This window comes from Streptomyces kunmingensis, from assembly GCF_039533535.1.
GTDB classification, from domain to species: Bacteria; Actinomycetota; Actinomycetes; order Streptomycetales; family Streptomycetaceae; genus Streptomyces; species Streptomyces kunmingensis.
Genome location: NZ_BAAATS010000014.1, coordinates 176,955 through 194,754 on the forward strand (window position 1 = coordinate 176,955; position 17,800 = coordinate 194,754).

Sequence of the window (17,800 nt, forward strand, 5' to 3'; positions counted from 1 at the left end):
GAGGACCGCTGCGCACCGGGGCGGTACCCGTCGATGCCGCACCGACAGCAGTACGCTCATGACCAGCCTGTGATCGAACTGGAGGACGGGATGTCGGTGCCGCAAGGGCGCAGGAGCAGTACTTTCACGCGGCTGCTCCGGCACGGGTTCACCGACCCGTCCGGCGCCGAGCGGCTGCTCGACGCCCCCGCCCTGTCCTCGGTGCGCTCCGACCCGCTGCTCCTGGACGCGCTCGGCGCCACCGCCGACCCCGATCTGGCGCTGCTCGGCCTGGTGAGGCTGGTCGAGGCGCAGGAGCGGGCGGACGGGGCCGAAGGAGACACAGCCCGGCGCGAACTCCTCGACACACTCATCACGGCCAAGCCGCTGCGCGACCGGCTCCTCGGCGTCCTCGGCGCCTCCGAGGCCCTCGCCGACCACCTCGCCCGCCACCCCGCCGACTGGCAGGCCCTCGTCACGTACGAGCACAGCGATCTGCACCCCGGCGTGCAGGAGTTCGAGAGCGGTCTCGCCGACGCCGACGACCCCGACTCGCTGCGCGTCGCCTACCGTCGCTGCCTGCTCTCCATCGCCGCGCGGGACGTGTGCGGCACCACCGACATCGCGCAGACCGCCGCGGAACTGGCCGACCTCGCGACCGCGACCCTGCGCGCGGCCCTCGCCATCGCCGGGGCCGCGGCGTCCGCCGACGCCGCGCAGTGCCGGCTCGCCGTCGTCGCGATGGGCAAGTGCGGCGGCCACGAGCTGAACTACGTGTCCGACGTCGACGTCATCTTCGTCGCCGAGGCCCCGGAGAACGCGGCGAACACGGAGGGCTCCGACGAGGGCAAGGCGATCCAGGCCGCGACCCGGCTCGCCTCCCACATGATGCGGATCTGCTCGGAGACCACCGTCGAGGGCACCATCTGGCCGGTCGACGCCAACCTCCGCCCGGAAGGGCGCAACGGCCCCCTGGTGCGCACCCTCTCCTCGCATCTCGCCTACTACCAGCGCTGGGCCAAGACCTGGGAGTTCCAGGCGCTGCTCAAGGCCCGGCCCGTCGCGGGCGACCTCGAGCTGGGCGAGGCCTACGTGGAGGCCGTGTCCCCGATGGTGTGGCAGGCCGCCGAGCGCGAGAACTTCGTGCCCGACGTGCAGAAGATGCGCAAGCGCGTCATCGCGGGCATCCCGGCGGGCGAGGTCGACCGCGAGCTGAAACTCGGCCCCGGCGGCCTGCGCGACGTCGAATTCGCCGTGCAGCTCCTACAGTTGGTCCATGGACGGGCCGACGCCTCACTGCGCAGCGGCACGACTCTTGACGCCCTGGCCGCGCTCGCTGACCGCGGCTACGTGGGCCGGGTCGACGCCGTACAGCTCGACGACGCGTACCGCTTCCTGCGTACGCTCGAACACCGCATCCAGCTCTACAAGTTGCGCCGCACCCACCTCGTCCCCGAGAGCGACGCCGATCTGCGCCGCATCGGCCGCTCGATGGGCATGCGCACCGAACCGCTCACCGACCTCGGCCGCGCCTGGAAACGGCACACGTCCGTCGTCCGCCGCCTCCACGAGAAACTGTTCTACCGCCCGCTCCTCGACGCCGTGGCCCAACTCGCGCCGGGGGAAACCCGGTTGAGCACCGAAGCGGCACGGGAGCGGCTCATCGCCCTCGGGTACGCCGACCCGAGCGCGGCCCTGCGCCACCTGGAGGCGCTCGCCTCCGGCGTCTCCCGCAAGTCGGCCATCCAGCGGACCCTGCTCCCCGTGCTGCTCGGCTGGTTCGCCGACTCGGCCGACCCGGACGCGGGCCTCCTCGGCTTCCGCAAGGTCTCGGACGCCCTCGGCAAGACCCCCTGGTACCTGCGGCTGCTGCGCGACGAGGGCGCCGCCGCGGAGAACCTGGCCCGCGTCCTGTCCGCAGGGCGGCTCGCCCCCGACCTGCTGCTGCGCGCCCCCGAGGCCGTCGCCCTGCTCGGCGACCCTTCCCCAAGCTCTCGAACAACCTCGAGCAGGGGAGGCCCCAATGGCCTCGACCCGCGCCCGCACGCCCAGCTGGAGCAGGAGGTGCTCGCCGCGGTCGGCCGCGCCGACGACGTCGAACAGGCGGTGGCCGCGGCCCGCGGAGTACGCCGCCGCGAACTGTTCCGCACCACGGCGGCCGACATCATCGCCTCGTACGGCACCGAGGAGAGCCCGGCCATCGCCGACCAGGGCGCGCTCGTCGACCGCGTCGGCGCGGCGGTCTCCGACCTGACGGCGGCGACGCTCGCCGGAACGCTGCGCGCGGTCGTCCGGGACGGCTGGGGCGATCTGCTGCCCGCCCGGTTCGCGGTGATCGCCATGGGCCGCTTCGGCGGTCACGAGCTGAGCTACGGCTCCGACGCCGACGTGCTCTTCGTGTACGAGCCGCGGGACGGCGCCGACGACCAGGAGGCGGCCAAGGCCGCGAACAAGGTTGTCTCCGAGATGCGTCGCCTGCTCGCGCTGCCCAGCGCCGACCCGCCGCTCCTCGTCGACACCGACCTGCGTCCCGAGGGCAAGACCGGCCCGCTCGTACGCACACTCAAGTCCTACGAGGCCTACTACCGCCGCTGGTCGCTGATCTGGGAGTCGCAGGCGCTGCTGCGGGCCCAGCACGTCGCGGGCGACGCCGAGCTCGGCGCCGCCTTCATCGACCTCGTCGACCCGCTGCGCTACCCGGCCGACGGGCTCGGCGACGACTCCGTGCGCGAGATCCGCCGACTCAAGGCCCGGATGGAGTCCGAGCGGCTGCCCCGCGGAGCCGACGCCACCCTGCACACGAAGCTGGGCCGCGGCGGCCTCTCCGACGTCGAGTGGACGGTCCAGCTGCTTCAGCTCCAGCACGGCGCGGAGGAACCGGGGCTGCGCACGACCCGTACCCGTGAGGCGCTGGCCGCGGCCTGCGCGGCGGGCCTGCTGCCGGCCCAGGACGCGGGGATCCTCGACGAGGCCTGGGTCCTGGCGACCCGGGTGCGCAACGCGGTGATGCTGGTACGCGGCCGGGCCGGCGACACGTTCCCCTCCGACGGGCGCGAACTCGGCGCCGTGGGCCGGTACCTGGGGTACGACCCGGGGCACGTCGGGGACATGCTGGACGACTACCGCCGGACCACGCGGCGGGCCCGGGCCGTGATGGAACAGCGCTTCTACGGGGCGTAGGCGCTTTCACGGGGCGTCGGCGAGGGCGGTGCCACGGACCGCGGCAGCGCGTACGGCAGCGCCCCGAACCAGAGCCGGGCCACGAGGAAGCCGAAGGCGAGGCAGATCATGCCGCCCACCGCGTCCAGCCAGAAGTGGTTCGCGGTCGAGACGATGACGACGAGGGTCAGCACCGGGTACAGGAGGCCGAGCACCCGCACCCACGGCACCGACGCGAGCGCGAAGATCGTCAGTCCGCACCAGAGCGACCAGCCGATGTGCATCGACGGCATCGCCGCGTACTGGTTCGACATCGTCTTCAGGTTGCCGGAGGCCATGGAGCCCCAGGTCTCGTGCACGGCGACCGTGTCGATGAAGTGGCCGCCGGTCATCAGGCGCGGCGGAGCCAGCGGATAGAAGTAGTAGCCGACCAGCGCGACGGCGGTGGTGGCGAAGAGAGCCATACGGATGGCCGCGTAGCGGCCCGGATGGCGGCGGAACAACCACACCAGCACGCCGAGTGTGATGACGAAGTGCAGTGTCGCGTAGTAGTAGTTCATCCCGACGATGAGCCAAGTCACCGAATTGACGGCGGTGTTGACGCTCTGCTCGACGGCGATCCCGAGATGCTGCTCGACGCTCCAGATCCAGTCCGCGTTGCGCAGTGCCTGGGTTCTCTGCTCCGGGACCGCGTTGCGGATCAGGGAGTAGGTCCAGTAACTCACCGCGATCAGAAGGATCTCGAACCAGAGCCGGGGGCGCCGGGGGGTACGAAGGCGGGGCAGGAACCCCGGCGCGGCACGCGCACCCTGCCCGCCGCGGCCGTCCGCGATGGGTGAGGTGGTGGGCCCCTGTCGGCCTTCCAGTGTCGTCACGGTCGTTTCACCCATAGGCACAGAGTCTGCCAGATATCGGCCCTCGTCCGATCATCCCTCGGGCGGGTTCGCGCCGCATCCTCTCCGTCCTACGGACGAGGGCGTACCCCAGGGGACGAAGCGGTTGAACCCCGGACCACCAGCTCGGGCATGAACACGAACTCACTGTGCGGCGCAGGCGTGCCGCCGACCTCCTCCAACAGCGTGTGGACGGCCGCCTGGCCCATCGCGTGCACGGGCTTGCGGATGGTGGTCAGCGGCGGATCGGTGAAGGCGATGAGCGGCGAATCGTCGAACCCCACCACCGAGACGTCCGTCGGCACGTCGAGGCCCCGCTCCCGCACCGCGCGGATGGCACCCAGTGCCATCATGTCGCTCGCGCAGATCACCGCCGTGCAGCCGCGGTCCAGGAGCGCGGACGCCGCGGCCTGACCGCCCTCCAGCGTGTAGAGGGAGTGCTGGACGAAGTCCCGCTCCACCTCGTCCGGGGACAGGGCCAGGAGCTCCTTCATCGTGCGGACGAAACCCTCGATCTTCCGCTGCACGGGCACGAAGCGCAGGGGCCCGAGCGCCAGACCGATGCGGGTGTGGCCGAGCGAGACCAGATGCGTCACCGCGAGCCGGGCCGCGGCCCGGTCGTCGGGCGAGATGAAGGGCGCCGCCACCGCCGCCGAGAAACCGTCGACGAGCACGAACGGGACGCCCTGGCCGCGCAGTCGCTCGTAGCGGCGGGTGTCGGCCGTCGTGTCGGCGTGCAGCCCCGAGACGTAGATGATGCCGCTGACGCCGCGGTCGACGAGCATCTCCGTCAGCTCGTCCTCGGTCGAGCCACCGGGCGTCTGCGTGGCCAGAATCGGCGTGTAGCCCTGCCGGGTCAGCGCCTGCACGACGACCTGGGCCAGCGCCGGGAAGATCGGGTTCTCCAGTTCGGGCGTGATCAGGCCGACCAGGCCCGCGCTGTGGCGGCGCAGCCGCACCGGCCGCTCGTATCCGAGCACGTCGAGAGCGGCGAGCACGGACTGACGGGTGGCCGCGGCGACCCCGGGCTTGCCGTTGAGCACGCGGCTGACGGTCGCTTCGCTGACCCCCGCTTGAGCTGCTATGTCGGCAAGACGTGCGGTCACGGGACGGGACCTTACCGGTCACATGGCGTATTGCACACCGAGTGGGAACAGACCGGGAACTGCCGTGCGTCCCCGCGGTGTCGGCCGACGACACCACCCGGAACGGTGAAGCTGCGGCGACCGGGGCCCCGGGGGGCGCGCCCGGCGGTAGCTTGGGGCGGTGGGCCGAGGGGGCCCGCCCCGCTCAGCCCCGAGGGGCCGCCTCGTGAACGCCACCGTCCAGAAATCCAGGCCAGCCGACGGCAGTACGGTCCTGGTGGTCGACGACACCGCAGCCAACCGCTATGCCATGGGCGCGGTCCTGAGCCGCGCCGGCCATGTCGTCGTCCCCGTCGCCTCCGCCGGTGAAGCCCTGGTCGAGCTCGACGCACGCCTGCGGGCCGGCTCGCTGCCCGACGTGGCGCTGGTCGACGTCGGCCTGCCCGACCTCAGCGGGTTCGAGCTGTGCCGCCGCGTCAAGGCGCTGCCCCTGCTCGCCGGGATCCCCGTCGTCCACTTCTCCGCCCGGCCCTCGGGTTCCGGCGACCGCTGCCGCGCGCTCGACGCGGGCGGCGAGGCCTATCTGACGGTGCCCGCCGAACCGGAGGAGATCCAGGCCGTGGTCCGGGCGGCGCTGCGCGGAGCCCGCGAACTCACGGACGCGCAGGGCCAGTTCGACCGGCTCGCGCTGCTGTCCGAGACGGTCGTCGACGTGCAGGGCGCGCGCTGCCTCGTCGAGCTGGCCACCACCGCGGCCGACGCCACGGCCAGGCTGACCCGGCAGAGCGCCGCCGTGTTCGTCCTCGGCGACGACGGTGAGGTGCACGCCGGTATGTCCCGGCGCGGAGCGCGTGCCGAGGTGCCCGACGCCGTCGCGCGCGAGCAGGCGGCCGCGATCGCCCGGCGCGTGGTGTGCGCCCCCGGCGGGGTGCGCAGCACGATCGTGCCCGGCTCGATGTGGCCCTCCGCGTACTTCGGGCCCGGTGACGTGAAGCTGGTCCTCGCCCGCACCCGGGCCCGCCACCTCCCCGTCTGCCTGGCCACCCCCGTCGCCTCCGACCCGGCCGGACGGATCGGCCCGCTCGTCGCACAGCTCGCCCGCGCCACCGCTCTCGCCGCCGAACCCCTCCTCATGTACGAGCAGGAGCGGCACGTCGCCCTCACGCTCCAGCGGAGCTTCCTGCCCGCCCAACTGCCCGAGCTGCCCGGCGTCGAGGTCGCCTTCCGCTATGTGCCGGCCAGCCGGCAGACCGAGATAGGGGGCGACTTCTACGCGGTGCTGCCGACGGCCGCGGGGGTCCTCGTCGGCATCGGCGACGTCGTCGGGCACTCGCTCGACGCGGCCACCGTCATGGTCGAGATCCGGCACGCCCTGCGCGCGTACAGCCTGGAGGACCCGCACCCCGGCCGGCTCGTGACCCGGCTCGACCGGATGTTCCAGCACTACCACCCGGAGAGCTCGGCCACCCTGTGCCTGGCCCTCGTCGACCCGGTGACCGGCCGCACCTCCCTCGCGAACGCGGGCCACATCCCGCCCCTGCGCGTGCCGCACGAGGGCCGGGCCCGCTACATCGACGCGGCGGGCCCGCTGCTCGGCCTCGGCCTGCCCCATCCCGAGCCCACCGAAGTGGTGCTGGCGCCGGGCGAGCGGCTCCTCATGGTCACCGACGGTCTCATCGAGACCCGGCGCACGGACCTCTCCGTCTCGATGGCGCAGCTCGGCGCCGCGGCGACCGCCGCCCCGGCCGCCCCCGACGCCCTGTGCGACACCCTCCTGTCCTGCTTCGGCGCCGACCGCGCCGACGACATCGCCCTGCTGGCCCTGCGGCTCAGCCCAACGGTTTCTCCATGAGCGTCACCGCGTAACTGCTGCCGTCCGTACCGGACTTGAAGGGCTGCTCGCCGACGGCTGTATAGCCGCGGCGCTCGTAGTACGCGCGCAGCCGCGGGTTGGTCGACACGCAGTCGAGGCGGCAGCGCGTGCGGCCCGCCCCGGCGATCCGCCGCTCGGCGTGCGCGAGCAGCGCCGTTCCCGTGCCGGCGGCCGCCCCGCGCCGCACCATCAGCCGGTGCACATAGCCCGCGACGGGCGGCTGCGCTCCCCACGCCGGTTCATCGGTCCACCACAGCTCGTACCCGCCCGCGGTCTGCCCGCCGGTTTCGGCGAGCCACACCTCGCCCTCCTTCATCCGCAGCCGGAAGTGCTCCTCGTCCTTCTCGCCCGGCCGCCACTGGTCGATGCCCTGCTCCACCATCCAGCGGGCCGCCCCGTCGTACAGGGCGACGAGGGTGCCGAGGTCGTCGGTGTCCGCTCCGCGGAACGAGAGTTGTGCGCTCATGCCGATCACCGTAAAGGTGGCTGCTGACAGCAAGTACCGCAGGCCTCACCCACGGAGCAGCCATGCCTCAGATCACCGTCGACCACTCAGCGGACCTCGACGGCCGCCTCGACCGGACCGGGCTCGCCGGCGCCGTGCACCAGGCCTGCGTCGACCTCGTCGCCGCCCGGATCCCGGCCTGCAAGACGCGGTTCCGGCGCGCCGAGGAGACGATCGTCGGCGACGGGGCCGAGGAGGCGGCCCTCGTGCACATCGAGATCGCCCTGCTCGCCGGACGCACCGAGGAGGCCAAGACGGCCCTCACGGAGGCGGTCCTCGCGCTGCTGCCCGGCCACATCAAGGCGGCGGAGGGCGTGCATCTGTCCGTGGAGGTACGGGACCTGGAGCCGGCCTACCGCTCGGCGCGCGGCTGACACCCCGGCGCTCGGCTCAGGGCACGAGTGCGGCGAGCCGGTGGATCAGGTCCGCGAACGGGCCGTCGGCCGGCTCGTCCGCGAGGATGTGGCGCAGCAGCTCCGCCATCTCCGGGTCGTAGGCGGCGCTGACCGCGGCGAGCGCCGCGAAGTCGTGGACCAGCTGGAGCTGGAGCTCCTCGCGCGGGATGCGCCGCCCGTCCAGCCAGATCAGCGCCGTCGACTCGGCCAGCGAGATCCACGAGCGGACCACCAGCTCCAGACGCGGCGACGGCACCAGCACGTCCAGATGCGCGAGGATCTGGACGTACGCGGCCTGCCGGACGGAGTCGATCAGCGCGTTCGTCGCCGACACCGTCTCCATCGAGCAGGCGCCGCCCGCGGAGACCGCCGGGCCGCCGCGCATCAGCGCCGAGAAACCCGGGCCGTGCTCGTCCACGAAGTCGAAGAACCGGCTCATCACCCGCAGCAGCCGCACCCCGAGCGGCCCCTCCTGCGGCTCCTCGAACCGCCCCGCCAGATCCTCGGCCGCCCGCTTCAACGCGGCCTCGTACAGGCTGAGTTTGCCCGGGAAGTAGTGGTAGACCAGCGGCCGTGAGATGCCCGCCGCGGCGGCTATCTCGTCGATGGAGACCTCGTCGGGGGAGCGGTGGCTGAACAGTTCGAGGGCGACCCCGATCAACTGCTGCCGCCGCTCCTCGACACTCATTCTGCGCCGCACCCCGGTCGTCATACCGAACACTCTACCGAGCACATCCGGGCCTCTGGCCAGCCCCTACAGGTCCAGGACCAGGCGCTCACCGCGGGCCCGTGAGACACAGATGAGCATCGAGCCGTCGCGCTCGGCATCGGTGAGCAGCTCGTCACGGTGGTCGATCTCGCCCTCCAGGACCCGCTGTTGGCACGTCCCGCAGAAGCCCTGCTCGCAGGAGTACGCCACGTTGGGGAGTTCGGCGCGGACCGCCGCCAGGACCGTGCTGTCGGCCGGCACGTCCACGACTTTGCCGCTGCGCCGCAGCTCGATCTCGAACGGGCCTTTCCCGTCCGCCGAGTTGCGCGGCGCGAACCGCTCCAGGTGCAGGGTGCGGTGCGCGGGCAGCGTCTCCCGCACCGCCGCCATCAGCCCCTCGGGCCCGCAGCAGTACACGGCCGTACCCGGCGCGGTGGCCCCGAGCGCGGCGGCGAGATCCGGCAGCCCGTCCGTGTCCTGGGCGACGACGCTCACCCGCCCGGACCCTCCGCCGAGCTTCTCGACCTCCTCCAGGAACGGCATCGAGGCCCGCGTACGGCCTCCGTAGAGCAGCTTCCAGTCGGCGCCGCGCGCCTCGGCCTCGTACAGCATCGGCAGGACCGGGGTGATGCCGATGCCGCCGGTGATGAAGAGATAGGCCGACGCGTCGGGGGCGAGCGGGAACCGGTTGCGCGGGCCGCGCACCTCCACCTCCGTGCCCTCCCGCAGCTGTTCGTGCACCTCGCGCGAGCCGCCGCGCCCGCCCTCGTCCGCCGGGATCAGCCGGGTGGCGACGGTGTACGACGAGGTGTCCTGCGGATCACCGCACAGCGAGTACTGCCGTACGAGGCCGGAGGGCAGGACGAGATCGAGGTGGGCGCCGGGCTCCCAGGCGGGCAGCCGGGCTCCTTCGAGACGGAGCCGGACGACGCCGTCGGCTATCTCCTCGTGCCGGGTGATGAGCAGGCGCAGCGCGCGGGCCCTGGGACGCCCCGAGACCGGCTCCTCCAGGGCGGGCAGCGGCCACAGCGGCGACTCCCGCACCCGGCGGCGCATGGCGCGGCGCGCGACGAGCCCGGCAGCGGCGACGAGAACGACATTGCGCAGAGCGCGCGGCCCGGCCGGCCGGCTCATCGGGCGGCTCCCGTACGGGCTTCGGCGGCGGTGGCCGCGGGGGAGGCGGCGAGATAGGCGACGGCCTGCGCCGTGTCGCCCTCCTGCGAGGGGTGGTAACCGCGGCTCAGATAGCGGGGTATGGACCGCACCATCGCCCCGGTCGACGGCAGCACGCCCTGTTTGCCGCCCCGGTGGAACTCCTTGAAGGTGGCCTTGCCGTCGAGCAGCGTCGGATCGTTCTCCATGAAGAAGCGCGCACCGCGCTGCCACAGGAAGACGAGGGCGGTGAACGCGGTGGCCCAGGTGCGCACCCGGCGCCGGTAGCCGCCGTCGAGGTGCTCGAACAGCTCGAAGGCCACCGACCGGTGCTCGACCTCCTCGGCCCCGTGCCAGCGCAGCAGATCGAGCATGGTCGGGTCGGCGCCGCGCCGGTCCAGCTCGTCCGCGTTCAGCACCCAGTTGCCGAGGAACGCGGTGTAGTGCTCGATCGCCGCGATCAGCGCGACCCGCTCCATCAGCCACCACCGGCGCGCCTTGCCCGGCGGCAGTGTCCGGTCGCCGAGCAGCTTCTCGAAGAACCAGTCGACCTGGGCGGTGTAGGGCGTCGGGTCGAGCCCGAGCTCCTTCAGATGCGGCAGCACCTCGTCATGGGCCTGGGCGTGCATGGCCTCCTGCCCGATGAACCCGATGACGTCCGCCCGCAGCCGCTCGTCCTCGATGAGGGGCAGCACCTGCTTGTAGACGTGCACGAACCACCGCTCACCCGCGGGCAGCAGCAGATGCAGCACGTTGATGGTGTGCGTGGCAAAGGGATCACCGGGCAGCCAGTGCAGGGGCGTCCGGTCCCAGGCGAAGGACACCTGGCGTGCCTTCAGCGGAACGCGCGTATTAGACATGGCGTCAATGTACTGAGGAGTAGACGGCCTGTCAGCCCCCCAAATACAGCCCCGCCTTGCGGACGGGAGGCAGCGGGGTCGGGGGCGGAGCCCCGGGGGCCGACTACCGCAGGGCCGACACCTCCATCCCGCCAGAGGCAACCCCGCTCAACTCAACAGAAGCCCCCCGCGCCACCCGCACGGCCAGCAGATGCCCGGCCACGTCAGCCCCCGCCGCGCTGACCGACTCAACCTCCTTGCTGCCCCCGGCAACCAGGTACCAGTTCCCACCCCGCGACTTCCAACGGACCCCCGCCAGCACCCGCAGGTCCCGCCCCCCACAAGCCGCCGCCACCTCGGATTTCGCCGCCACCACCGCGGCACGAGCGCCAGGCGCCCGGAACAGCACCAGCGTGCGCGGCCCGCCGCCCCGCCATGTCTCGGCCCGGGTGCACACCCAGTCGGCCGTCCCGTTCGACTCGGGCAGCTTCTGGCGCGCGTACTCCCAGGAGTTGACGGAGCGCACTCCGTGCGAGCGGGCCGCGGCGAGCGAGCAGGCGGTGGTCTCCCAGTCGCCGGGCCCGGTCTCGCGCGGTGCGTCCGGCGAGCCGGAGGTGAGGTGCGCGGGCACGAGTTCGCCGAGGTCGGTGGCGTAGCGGGTGCCGCCGGAGTCGGTGAGCGCGAGCGCGTTCCACGCCGTGCAGGGCCGGCCGGCCGGGGCGAGCGCCGGGCTCGGGAACGGGGCCGTCACGCCGTCCTTCGTACGGGACAGGCGCTGCGCCGCGGCGGACGGTCTCAGGAGATCGCGGACGGCCGCGCCGGTCACCCAGGGGGCTGTCAGATAGCGGACGTTGCCGTCGGCGCGGTCCATGACGACGGCGCCCGACTGCGGTGCGCTCGCCCCGTCGACGCGGGCGAAGTCGAGGGCGGCGCCGCTCGTGCCCTGCTCCGGTTCGGCGTAGCGGACGATGCGCAGGCCGTCGTAGAGGAGCACGATGCGGGTCCGGTCGATCTCGCCCGCGTAGAGCAGCTGCGGGGGGCCGGGCGGGGCTCCGGCCGGGGTGCCGGGGGTCGCCGAGACCTGGACGGACTCGCCGGGCCGTGCCCATACGGCGAGGGCGCGGCGCAGCAGGGCCGAGTCGCCGGTGAGGGAGCCGCGCGCGGGCCACACGGAGAAGTCGGAGCGGGCCGAGGTCTGCCACGCGGCGGGCGCCACCCGCGTCAACTTGGCCGGGTCCAAGGCGGCTTGACCGGCCGGGTTGCGCGCATACGGGGGCGCCGCCGCGCCGTCCGGGCCCCAGCCCCGGCCGGGCAGACCGAGCAGCGCGCCGCACACCAGCAGTGCGGCGAGCGCCGCGACGGCCGCCTTGGCGTGCTGGCGGCGGCGCATCAGATCGGTGGGGCGTGCGTGCAGGGAGCAGGGGTCGAACTCGGGGGATTCGAGAAGCGCGTACTGGCTCTCGACGGCGTCCGCCTGGGTCAGCGCGGCGGTCGCCTCCTCCTCCGAGCAGCCCGCCGCTGTCAGGACGGTGCGCACGGCGCTGCCGTCGAGGTGCTCCAGGCCACGCAGGACGTACGCGGCGCGGGCCGGGCCGCTGAGCGCGGACAGCCGCTGGTCCAGGGCGAGTTCTTCGGCGCCGCCGGACTTGGGGAACAGCCGCAGGCCCCACACCTGGGGCAGCAGCGGGGGCAGCTGGGCCCGCTTCGGCCAGGCCATGCGGCGCAGCGGGAGCCCCGCTTCGAGGGCGCTGCGCAGGACCCGCAGCCGTACGTAGGCGTAGCCCGGGTCGCCGGTGCGCGGTGCGGTGCCGCGCTGGGCGGGCAGGGTCGGCGGCGCGGTCGCGGTGCGGCCGCGGGGGAGCGCCCGCTGGGTCACGGAGTGGGCGGTCAGCACGCGGCGGTTGCGGCCGAGGCCCGGCGGCAGCACCAGGTAGGCGAGGCGGACGAGGCGGGGGTAGTGCTCGACCAGGGCCGCCTCGGCCTGCTCCACGTCGATGACGTCGGCTCCGCCGGGGAGCGGGGGGCTGGGTTGTTGCACCTTTGACTGCACGTTCAGCAGAACGAGCGAATCATGGGATGGTCACCCGAGTGGACCAACGCCCCGGCGCCCCCGCTCAGCCGGGCTGCACCAGCGCCCGCGCGTAGTTGGCCATCGAGCGCTGGTAGCGCGGCAGATGCGGGGCCAGCGCCTCCAGCACCAGCGACAGGCCCTCCCGGTCCCGGCCCAGGGACGACAGGCACAGCGCCAGACAGCTCCGTACGGCGTCGTCCAACTCGTCGCTCGGCGCCGTCAGTTCGGGTTCCAGCAGCGCGACGCCCTCTTCCGCGCGGCCGATGTTCCGCAGGGAGCTGGACAGCTGGATCTTCGCGCGGCGCCCGCGGTATCCGCCGAGGCCGAGCCGCAGCGCCTCCTGGTAGAGCGGCACCGCCTTGTCGGAGTGGCCGGTCGAGTCGAACGCGCAGCCCCGTTCGAACGGCCGCACCGGGCTGTCGGCCGGCAACTCGGCCGCCAGCTCGTCGATCAGCGCACGGAACTCGCCGGCCGAGGCTTCGTCGTAGTCGTCGATCGTGGCCCACGCGGCGGCGATCCGCTCTTCCCACTCACTGCTCTCGGTGCTCATCGGGCCACATTCGAAGGTCAGCCGGTGGACGTCAACCGCTTTTGCAGTACGGCCACCGCCTCGTCCGGCACCCCGAGCCCTTCCCGCACGTACTTTTCGACGCTGCCGTACCGGGTGGCCACCTCGTCCTGCGCCGCATGCAGGTAGCCGGGCACCACGCCGATCACGGCGAGCGCCACATCCGGGTTGCCGCCCTGCGCGGTGAAGCCCTCGATGAGCGGGGCGAACGCCGCGCGCACCGCCGTGTTCACCGACAGGTACTCGGCCTCGATCGTGGCGTCGTCCGCGCCGAGCAGTGCGAGGATCACGCTGGCGCCCCAGCCGGTGCGGTCCTTGCCCGCGGTGCAGTGGAACAGCAGGGGGCCCGCGTCGGGCGCCGCCAGTTCGAGGAGCAGCGTGCGGTAGGCGGTCTGCGCCGAGGCGGTGGAGACCAGCGCCCGGTAGGTCTCCTCGAAGAGCGCCTCGGCCTTTCCGCCGCCCAGCTCCCGCTCCGCGCGCACCGGATCGGCGAGCACTTCCTTGAGCTGGGCCGCCGCGGGCGCGACCCCGAACTCGGCCAGCTTGTCGGCGAGCGCGTCGGCGGTCAGCAGCCGCACCCCGTCCGGGGCCCGGTCGGGGTGCGCGGCGCGCTCGGGGTCGGTGCGCAGGTCCAGGATCGTGCGGATGCCGAGCGCCGTGAACCGGTCGTCCGCCGTCGGGTCGAGCCGGTCCAGCTGCCCGGAGCGGAAGACGAGCCCCGGGCGGACCCGGCCGCCGTCGGCCAGCGGGGTGCCGCCCAGGTCGCGGAGGTTGGCGACGGTGGCGGCGGCGATGGGTTCGGCCATGGGCGGGACTCCCGTTGTTCTGTTCGATCCGGTGCGTCCCGCCCAGTCTCTCCTACGGGCCTGCTGTCTTAACGGAGCTGCCAGCCGCTGAACCCGACCGTGCCGCGCGCCCCGTTCCCGCCGTTCGTCGCGGTCATGAACAGGCCCACGTCCTGTGTCGCCGCCGCCCCCGGCACCGGCACGGTCGCGACGGTCCGCCAGGTGCTCCCGCCGTCCGTGGAGCAGGCGCCGGTGTACGAGCCGCCGGCCCGGGTCAGCCGCAGCAGCACCGGCGCCTTGATCCCGGTGATCCGCTTGTACGTGTCGAGCGTCCCGTCGCCGTTCGTGTCGTAGGAGAGCACGACGCCGTTCGAGGGCGTCACGGACAGGTTGAGGAAGCCCGTCGAGCCGGGTGTGGCGAGGGAATTGCGGACGATGATGCCCGCCCGCGCCCACGCGCCCGTCACGGCCTGGGCGTCCACCCGCAGCACGGCCGACGAACCGTCCGCGAAAGCGCCCTCGCGGTACGCCGTACCGAACTCCGTCGTCCCCTTCCACAGATCGGAGCCGCCGCCGTCGATGGCGAACCGGTCCTCCAACTGCCCGAAGACCGCCGCGTTGTTGCTGTACGTCTTCCAGCCCGCGTCCAGAGGACCCGCCTCGAAGAGCGTGCCCTTGTGCTCGTAGGTGACCCGGTCCTCGCCCTGGGGCCCGTACCGCACGTCGATCGTGTACGGCAGCGGGCGCAGCGGCTCGTCGAGCGGGGTGCGGGGCGCGCTCGCCCGCCAGGAGACCGTGCCCTCGCCGGCCGGAGCCACCCTGGGCAGCGACGTGCCGTGCTCGGGCGTGGCGTCGATGCCCTTCAGGGTGAAGTCGACGCGGCCCGTCGCCCGCAGGCCGTTGACGTTGTGGAAAGTGGCTGCCACGCGCGCGTGCCCGCCCGGCGGGAACGCGGGCGGCTCGGCCGTGACCGTCAGGGCGCCCTGATAGGGGGCCCGCGCGAGCACGTCCCGCACCCGGGACGCCGTCCGGTACGCGTCCCCGTACGGCCGCAGCGGGTAGTCCTTGCGCTCCCGTGTCCAGGGCTCCTCGAACGCGAACCAGTCGACCTTCGTGGGCTCCCGGCCCGCCGCGAGCGCGTCCTGGAGTTCGTCGAGCCACTTCTGCCAGCGCGGCAGGTAGAAGTCGGCCATCAGGCCGTGCCATTCGCGGTTGCCGTACTCGTGCAGGTTGCCCGGGTCGGAGGTGGCGCGGTCGCCCCACACCGTGATGAGGACCTTGGCGCAGCGCTCGAACTCGGCGCGCTCGGCGTCGTTCGTCGCCATGGCCCGCGCGTCCTGGATCCACGGGCCGAGCAGGAAGGCCTGCTGCGTGCCGGTGACGTCGTCCGACAGGCGCATCAGCTTCAGCCACAGCGTGGCGAGGTCCTTGAACCGGGCCTGGTCCTTGTCGGCGTACGCGGCCTTGAGCTGGGGCAGGAGCTGGCGGCTGCGGTGCGCGAGCGCCTGACGGGTGACGTCGACGAGGTCGTACTTGTAGGCCTGGCTGCGCCGCAGGTCCCCGGCGACGCCCAGGAGACCGGTGAGCGCCGCGTCGAAGCGGGCCGGGTCGTAGGTGAGGGCGCGCGGTGCGTAGTAGGCGGCGCGGTCGGCCGCGAGGTCCGGGCGCGCGGCGAACAGCGAGTCGTGCGGGTCGGAGCGCTCCACGGCCCTCTGCTGGTACGCGGTCTCGTACAGGGCCTGCCAGGCGGAGCGGGCGCCCCGGTCGCGGCGGCCGTAGCGGAAGTCCGCGTACCCGGCGAACCAGTCGGCCCGGTCCAACTTCGACTTGGTCCACGCGAGTTCGGACCACAGCTCGAAGGCGGCCGGGTCGCGGTCGGTGCCCTCCGGCATGAACGCGGTACCGGTGAGAGCGCTGTTCGCCTTGTCACGCCAGGCGAAGAACTTCTCGTTCCAGATGTGCGCGCGGGCCCCGATGGTCGTCCGGCCGCCGAAGTTCGGGATCGTGCCGAACGCGTACGGGGTGCCGCCCCAGTCCTTCTCGCGGTCGGTGACGGAGGTGAAGCGGTCGGAGACCCCGTCGACGATCAGCATCTTCTTCTTGTCGATGGCGTCGAGGAGGGCGGGCAGCGGGTTCGCCTCCCAGCCGAGGATGACCCAGGTGGCGCCCGGCCGGTTCTTCTGGAGCGCTGCCTCCACGCCGCGGGCCGCGTCCGGTACCGGCACGTCACCGGCCGTGCCGCCCTCGTGCAGCAGGTCCATCTTGAAGGCGTCGATGTCGCCGAAGAGGTCCTTCTGGTGCCCGTAGAACGACTCGGCGACCTCGGTGAACGACGTCGTGCGCGGATCGAGCCAGTCGGGGCGCTCGAAGCCGTGCCAGATGCCCTGCGGCACCACGTGCGCGTCGCCGCCGTTGCGCTCCACGAAGCCCTTGGGCACATGGCCGTAGTAGCCCGGCATGACGGGCTTCATCCCGAGCTCGCGCAGCCGGTCGGTGATCTTCCGGCCCAGCTCGGCCCGTTCGGCGACGACCTCGGGGGAGAGCGGGCCGCCGTACCCGTAGAGGTTCTGCAGCAGCCACCACGGCTGGTGCGAGGGGGCCGGGAGCCAGGCCCGCGCCTCCTCGTCGCTGTACCCGAAGTCCTTCAGGAGCCGGTGGTACACGGCCTCCATGCCCGCGATGACGAGTACCTCGTTGCAACCGTGCAGCGCGAGCACGTCGATCATGCGCTCCCAGTACGCCCAGCCGGCGAACGGCGCCGTGTAGCCGTCGTTGGTGTCGTTCAGCGCGAACCGGTGCGGCAGCGACGTGGACCGCTCCAGGGGGCGGGCGGGCGCCGGGAGGGTGGCGGGCAGGTCCAGCTGGCTGCCGTTCCAGGCGATGTGCGCCCCGCAGACGTACTTCAGATACCAGTGGACCCCGGCGAGCAGTACCGCCGGGGTCGTCCCGTACACCTCGATGCGGCCCCGTTGGCCGGAAACCCGGAAGCGGTCCGCGCCGCCCTGCGGGGCGAGAAGTCTGAGCCTGAACTGGTCCGCGTGGTGCGGCAGTTGCCTTTTGAGCGCGGCGAGGGCCGGAGCCGTATCAAGTGCTTGCGGCGCCGCCTGAGCGGCCGGCACGCCCACCCCGAGGGCCGTGCCGATCCCGATGGCGCCCGCCGTGCCGAGAACCGTGCGTCGCGTTGGCGCGGACATACGTGTGGACCCCCAGTGTCGCGGATGGTGCCGCGCACGCTAACCGGGGCGCACGTCCGTGCTCAACGGTGCGTGCGGAGCTGGCGGGAACGTGTCGACGTACCGAAGACGGACGGACAGGAGTGCGGGATGAGGAAACTGCTGGTGGCAGGGGCCCTGGTGGCCCTGGCCATGACCGGGTGCGCAGCGCACGACGACGGCCCGAAGACCCCCCGGACGGCCGTCGGATCGCTGGAGCAGCTGGCGCGCACGGCGGGCTGCCGGCCGGACATCCAGACCGACGCGGCCGAACTGCGCCAGGCCAACTGCGGCGAGGGGAAAGGGCGTTACGTCCTCGCCACCTTCACCACCGACCGCGGCCAGGCCGAATGGCTGGACGCGGCCGACGACTACGGCGGCACGTACCTCGTCGGCCGCAAGTGGATCGTGGTCGGCGCGGACCGGACCGTGACACAGCTGCGCGGCCGGCTCGGCGGGACCGTGGAGCGGTCCTCCTCGCACCACTCGGGGAGTAGCGGTGGTGGGGGTCGCGAGGAGGGTGCCCCGGGAGGGCACACCGGTCACCACTGAGCAGGCCGCGCAGCAGCCGTGAG

14 protein-coding genes are annotated in these 17,800 nt (G+C 73.0%); 4 read left to right on the forward strand and 10 right to left on the reverse strand.

What is annotated here, in order from left to right; translation table 11 throughout:
- Positions 1-90 precede the first annotated feature (90 nt).
- Positions 91-3,159, forward strand: a complete 3,069-nt coding sequence (locus ABD366_RS17980; protein ID WP_324766072.1) for a bifunctional [glutamine synthetase] adenylyltransferase/[glutamine synthetase]-adenylyl-L-tyrosine phosphorylase — start codon at positions 91-93, stop codon at positions 3,157-3,159.
- Here ABD366_RS17980 and ABD366_RS17985 read toward each other — a convergent pair.
- Together ABD366_RS17985 and ABD366_RS17990 are read right to left on the reverse strand one after the other, a co-directional pair.
- Complete coding sequence (locus ABD366_RS17985; RefSeq protein WP_324766054.1) at positions 3,147-4,028, reverse strand: phosphatase PAP2 family protein; 882 nt, start codon at positions 4,026-4,028, stop codon at positions 3,147-3,149. The two genes, ABD366_RS17980 and ABD366_RS17985, sit on opposite strands and share 13 nt — an antisense overlap.
- 74 nt (positions 4,029-4,102) lie before the next feature.
- Positions 4,103-5,137 (reverse strand): LacI family DNA-binding transcriptional regulator, encoded by a 1,035-nt coding sequence (locus ABD366_RS17990; protein ID WP_324766053.1) that lies wholly within the window; start codon positions 5,135-5,137, stop codon positions 4,103-4,105.
- A 205-nt stretch (positions 5,138-5,342) separates the two neighbouring features.
- Here ABD366_RS17990 and ABD366_RS17995 point away from each other — a divergent pair, with 205 nt between their 5' ends.
- On the forward strand, positions 5,343-6,968 hold the full coding sequence (locus ABD366_RS17995; protein ID WP_324766052.1) for a fused response regulator/phosphatase: 1,626 nt from the start codon (positions 5,343-5,345) through the stop codon (positions 6,966-6,968).
- On the opposite strand, the gene ABD366_RS18000 is transcribed toward ABD366_RS17995, so the two are convergent.
- Positions 6,946-7,455: a GNAT family N-acetyltransferase gene (locus ABD366_RS18000; RefSeq protein WP_324766051.1), complete on the reverse strand. Its 510-nt coding sequence runs from the start codon at positions 7,453-7,455 to the stop codon at positions 6,946-6,948. The two genes, ABD366_RS17995 and ABD366_RS18000, sit on opposite strands and share 23 nt — an antisense overlap.
- Before the next feature lie 62 nt (positions 7,456-7,517).
- Here ABD366_RS18000 and ABD366_RS18005 point away from each other — a divergent pair, with 62 nt between their 5' ends.
- Positions 7,518-7,868, forward strand: coding sequence for a 5-carboxymethyl-2-hydroxymuconate Delta-isomerase (locus tag ABD366_RS18005; protein WP_324766050.1), 351 nt, complete (start codon positions 7,518-7,520; stop codon positions 7,866-7,868).
- A 16-nt stretch (positions 7,869-7,884) separates the two neighbouring features.
- On the opposite strand, the gene ABD366_RS18010 is transcribed toward ABD366_RS18005, so the two are convergent.
- From ABD366_RS18010 to ABD366_RS18040, 7 genes are all read right to left on the reverse strand, one after another.
- Positions 7,885-8,601, reverse strand: a complete 717-nt coding sequence (locus ABD366_RS18010) for a TetR/AcrR family transcriptional regulator (RefSeq protein ID WP_324766049.1) — start codon at positions 8,599-8,601, stop codon at positions 7,885-7,887.
- A gap of 42 nt (positions 8,602-8,643) precedes the next feature.
- Positions 8,644-9,732, reverse strand: a complete 1,089-nt coding sequence (locus ABD366_RS18015) for a PDR/VanB family oxidoreductase (protein WP_324766048.1) — start codon at positions 9,730-9,732, stop codon at positions 8,644-8,646.
- Positions 9,729-10,610: a metal-dependent hydrolase gene (locus ABD366_RS18020; RefSeq protein ID WP_324766047.1), complete on the reverse strand. Its 882-nt coding sequence runs from the start codon at positions 10,608-10,610 to the stop codon at positions 9,729-9,731. The genes ABD366_RS18015 and ABD366_RS18020 overlap by 4 nt, the downstream gene beginning before the upstream one ends.
- 103 nt (positions 10,611-10,713) lie before the next feature.
- On the reverse strand, positions 10,714-12,627 hold the full coding sequence (locus tag ABD366_RS18025; RefSeq protein WP_344442068.1) for a hypothetical protein: 1,914 nt from the start codon (positions 12,625-12,627) through the stop codon (positions 10,714-10,716).
- Between the two features lie 76 nt (positions 12,628-12,703).
- Entirely contained in the window at positions 12,704-13,210 is a 507-nt protein-coding gene (locus ABD366_RS18030; RefSeq protein ID WP_324766507.1) for a tetratricopeptide repeat protein, read from the reverse strand.
- A gap of 17 nt (positions 13,211-13,227) precedes the next feature.
- Positions 13,228-14,034: a tyrosine-protein phosphatase gene (locus tag ABD366_RS18035; protein WP_324766506.1), complete on the reverse strand. Its 807-nt coding sequence runs from the start codon at positions 14,032-14,034 to the stop codon at positions 13,228-13,230.
- Between the two features lie 68 nt (positions 14,035-14,102).
- Positions 14,103-17,207, reverse strand: a complete 3,105-nt coding sequence (locus tag ABD366_RS18040; protein WP_324766505.1) for an alpha-N-acetylglucosaminidase — start codon at positions 17,205-17,207, stop codon at positions 14,103-14,105.
- 129 nt (positions 17,208-17,336) lie between these two features.
- On the opposite strand from ABD366_RS18040, the gene ABD366_RS18045 reads away from it, so the two are divergent.
- Positions 17,337-17,777, forward strand: a complete 441-nt coding sequence (locus tag ABD366_RS18045) for a hypothetical protein (RefSeq protein ID WP_324766504.1) — start codon at positions 17,337-17,339, stop codon at positions 17,775-17,777.
- Positions 17,778-17,800 lie beyond the last annotated feature (23 nt).

Coding starts and splice junctions, on each gene's coding strand:
- ABD366_RS18000 (WP_324766051.1), bottom strand. CDS start 7,455: ATGAGCGCACAACTCTCGTTCCGCGGAGCGGACACCGACGACCTCGGC.
- ABD366_RS17980 (WP_324766072.1), top strand. CDS start 91: ATGTCGGTGCCGCAAGGGCGCAGGAGCAGTACTTTCACGCGGCTGCTC.
- ABD366_RS18020 (WP_324766047.1), bottom strand. CDS start 10,610: ATGTCTAATACGCGCGTTCCGCTGAAGGCACGCCAGGTGTCCTTCGCC.
- ABD366_RS18030 (WP_324766507.1), bottom strand. CDS start 13,210: ATGAGCACCGAGAGCAGTGAGTGGGAAGAGCGGATCGCCGCCGCGTGG.
- ABD366_RS18045 (WP_324766504.1), top strand. CDS start 17,337: ATGAGGAAACTGCTGGTGGCAGGGGCCCTGGTGGCCCTGGCCATGACC.
- ABD366_RS18005 (WP_324766050.1), top strand. CDS start 7,518: ATGCCTCAGATCACCGTCGACCACTCAGCGGACCTCGACGGCCGCCTC.
- ABD366_RS18015 (WP_324766048.1), bottom strand. CDS start 9,732: ATGAGCCGGCCGGCCGGGCCGCGCGCTCTGCGCAATGTCGTTCTCGTC.
- ABD366_RS18010 (WP_324766049.1), bottom strand. CDS start 8,601: ATGACGACCGGGGTGCGGCGCAGAATGAGTGTCGAGGAGCGGCGGCAG.
- ABD366_RS17985 (WP_324766054.1), bottom strand. CDS start 4,028: ATGGGTGAAACGACCGTGACGACACTGGAAGGCCGACAGGGGCCCACC.
- ABD366_RS18040 (WP_324766505.1), bottom strand. CDS start 17,207: ATGTCCGCGCCAACGCGACGCACGGTTCTCGGCACGGCGGGCGCCATC.
- ABD366_RS18035 (WP_324766506.1), bottom strand. CDS start 14,034: ATGGCCGAACCCATCGCCGCCGCCACCGTCGCCAACCTCCGCGACCTG.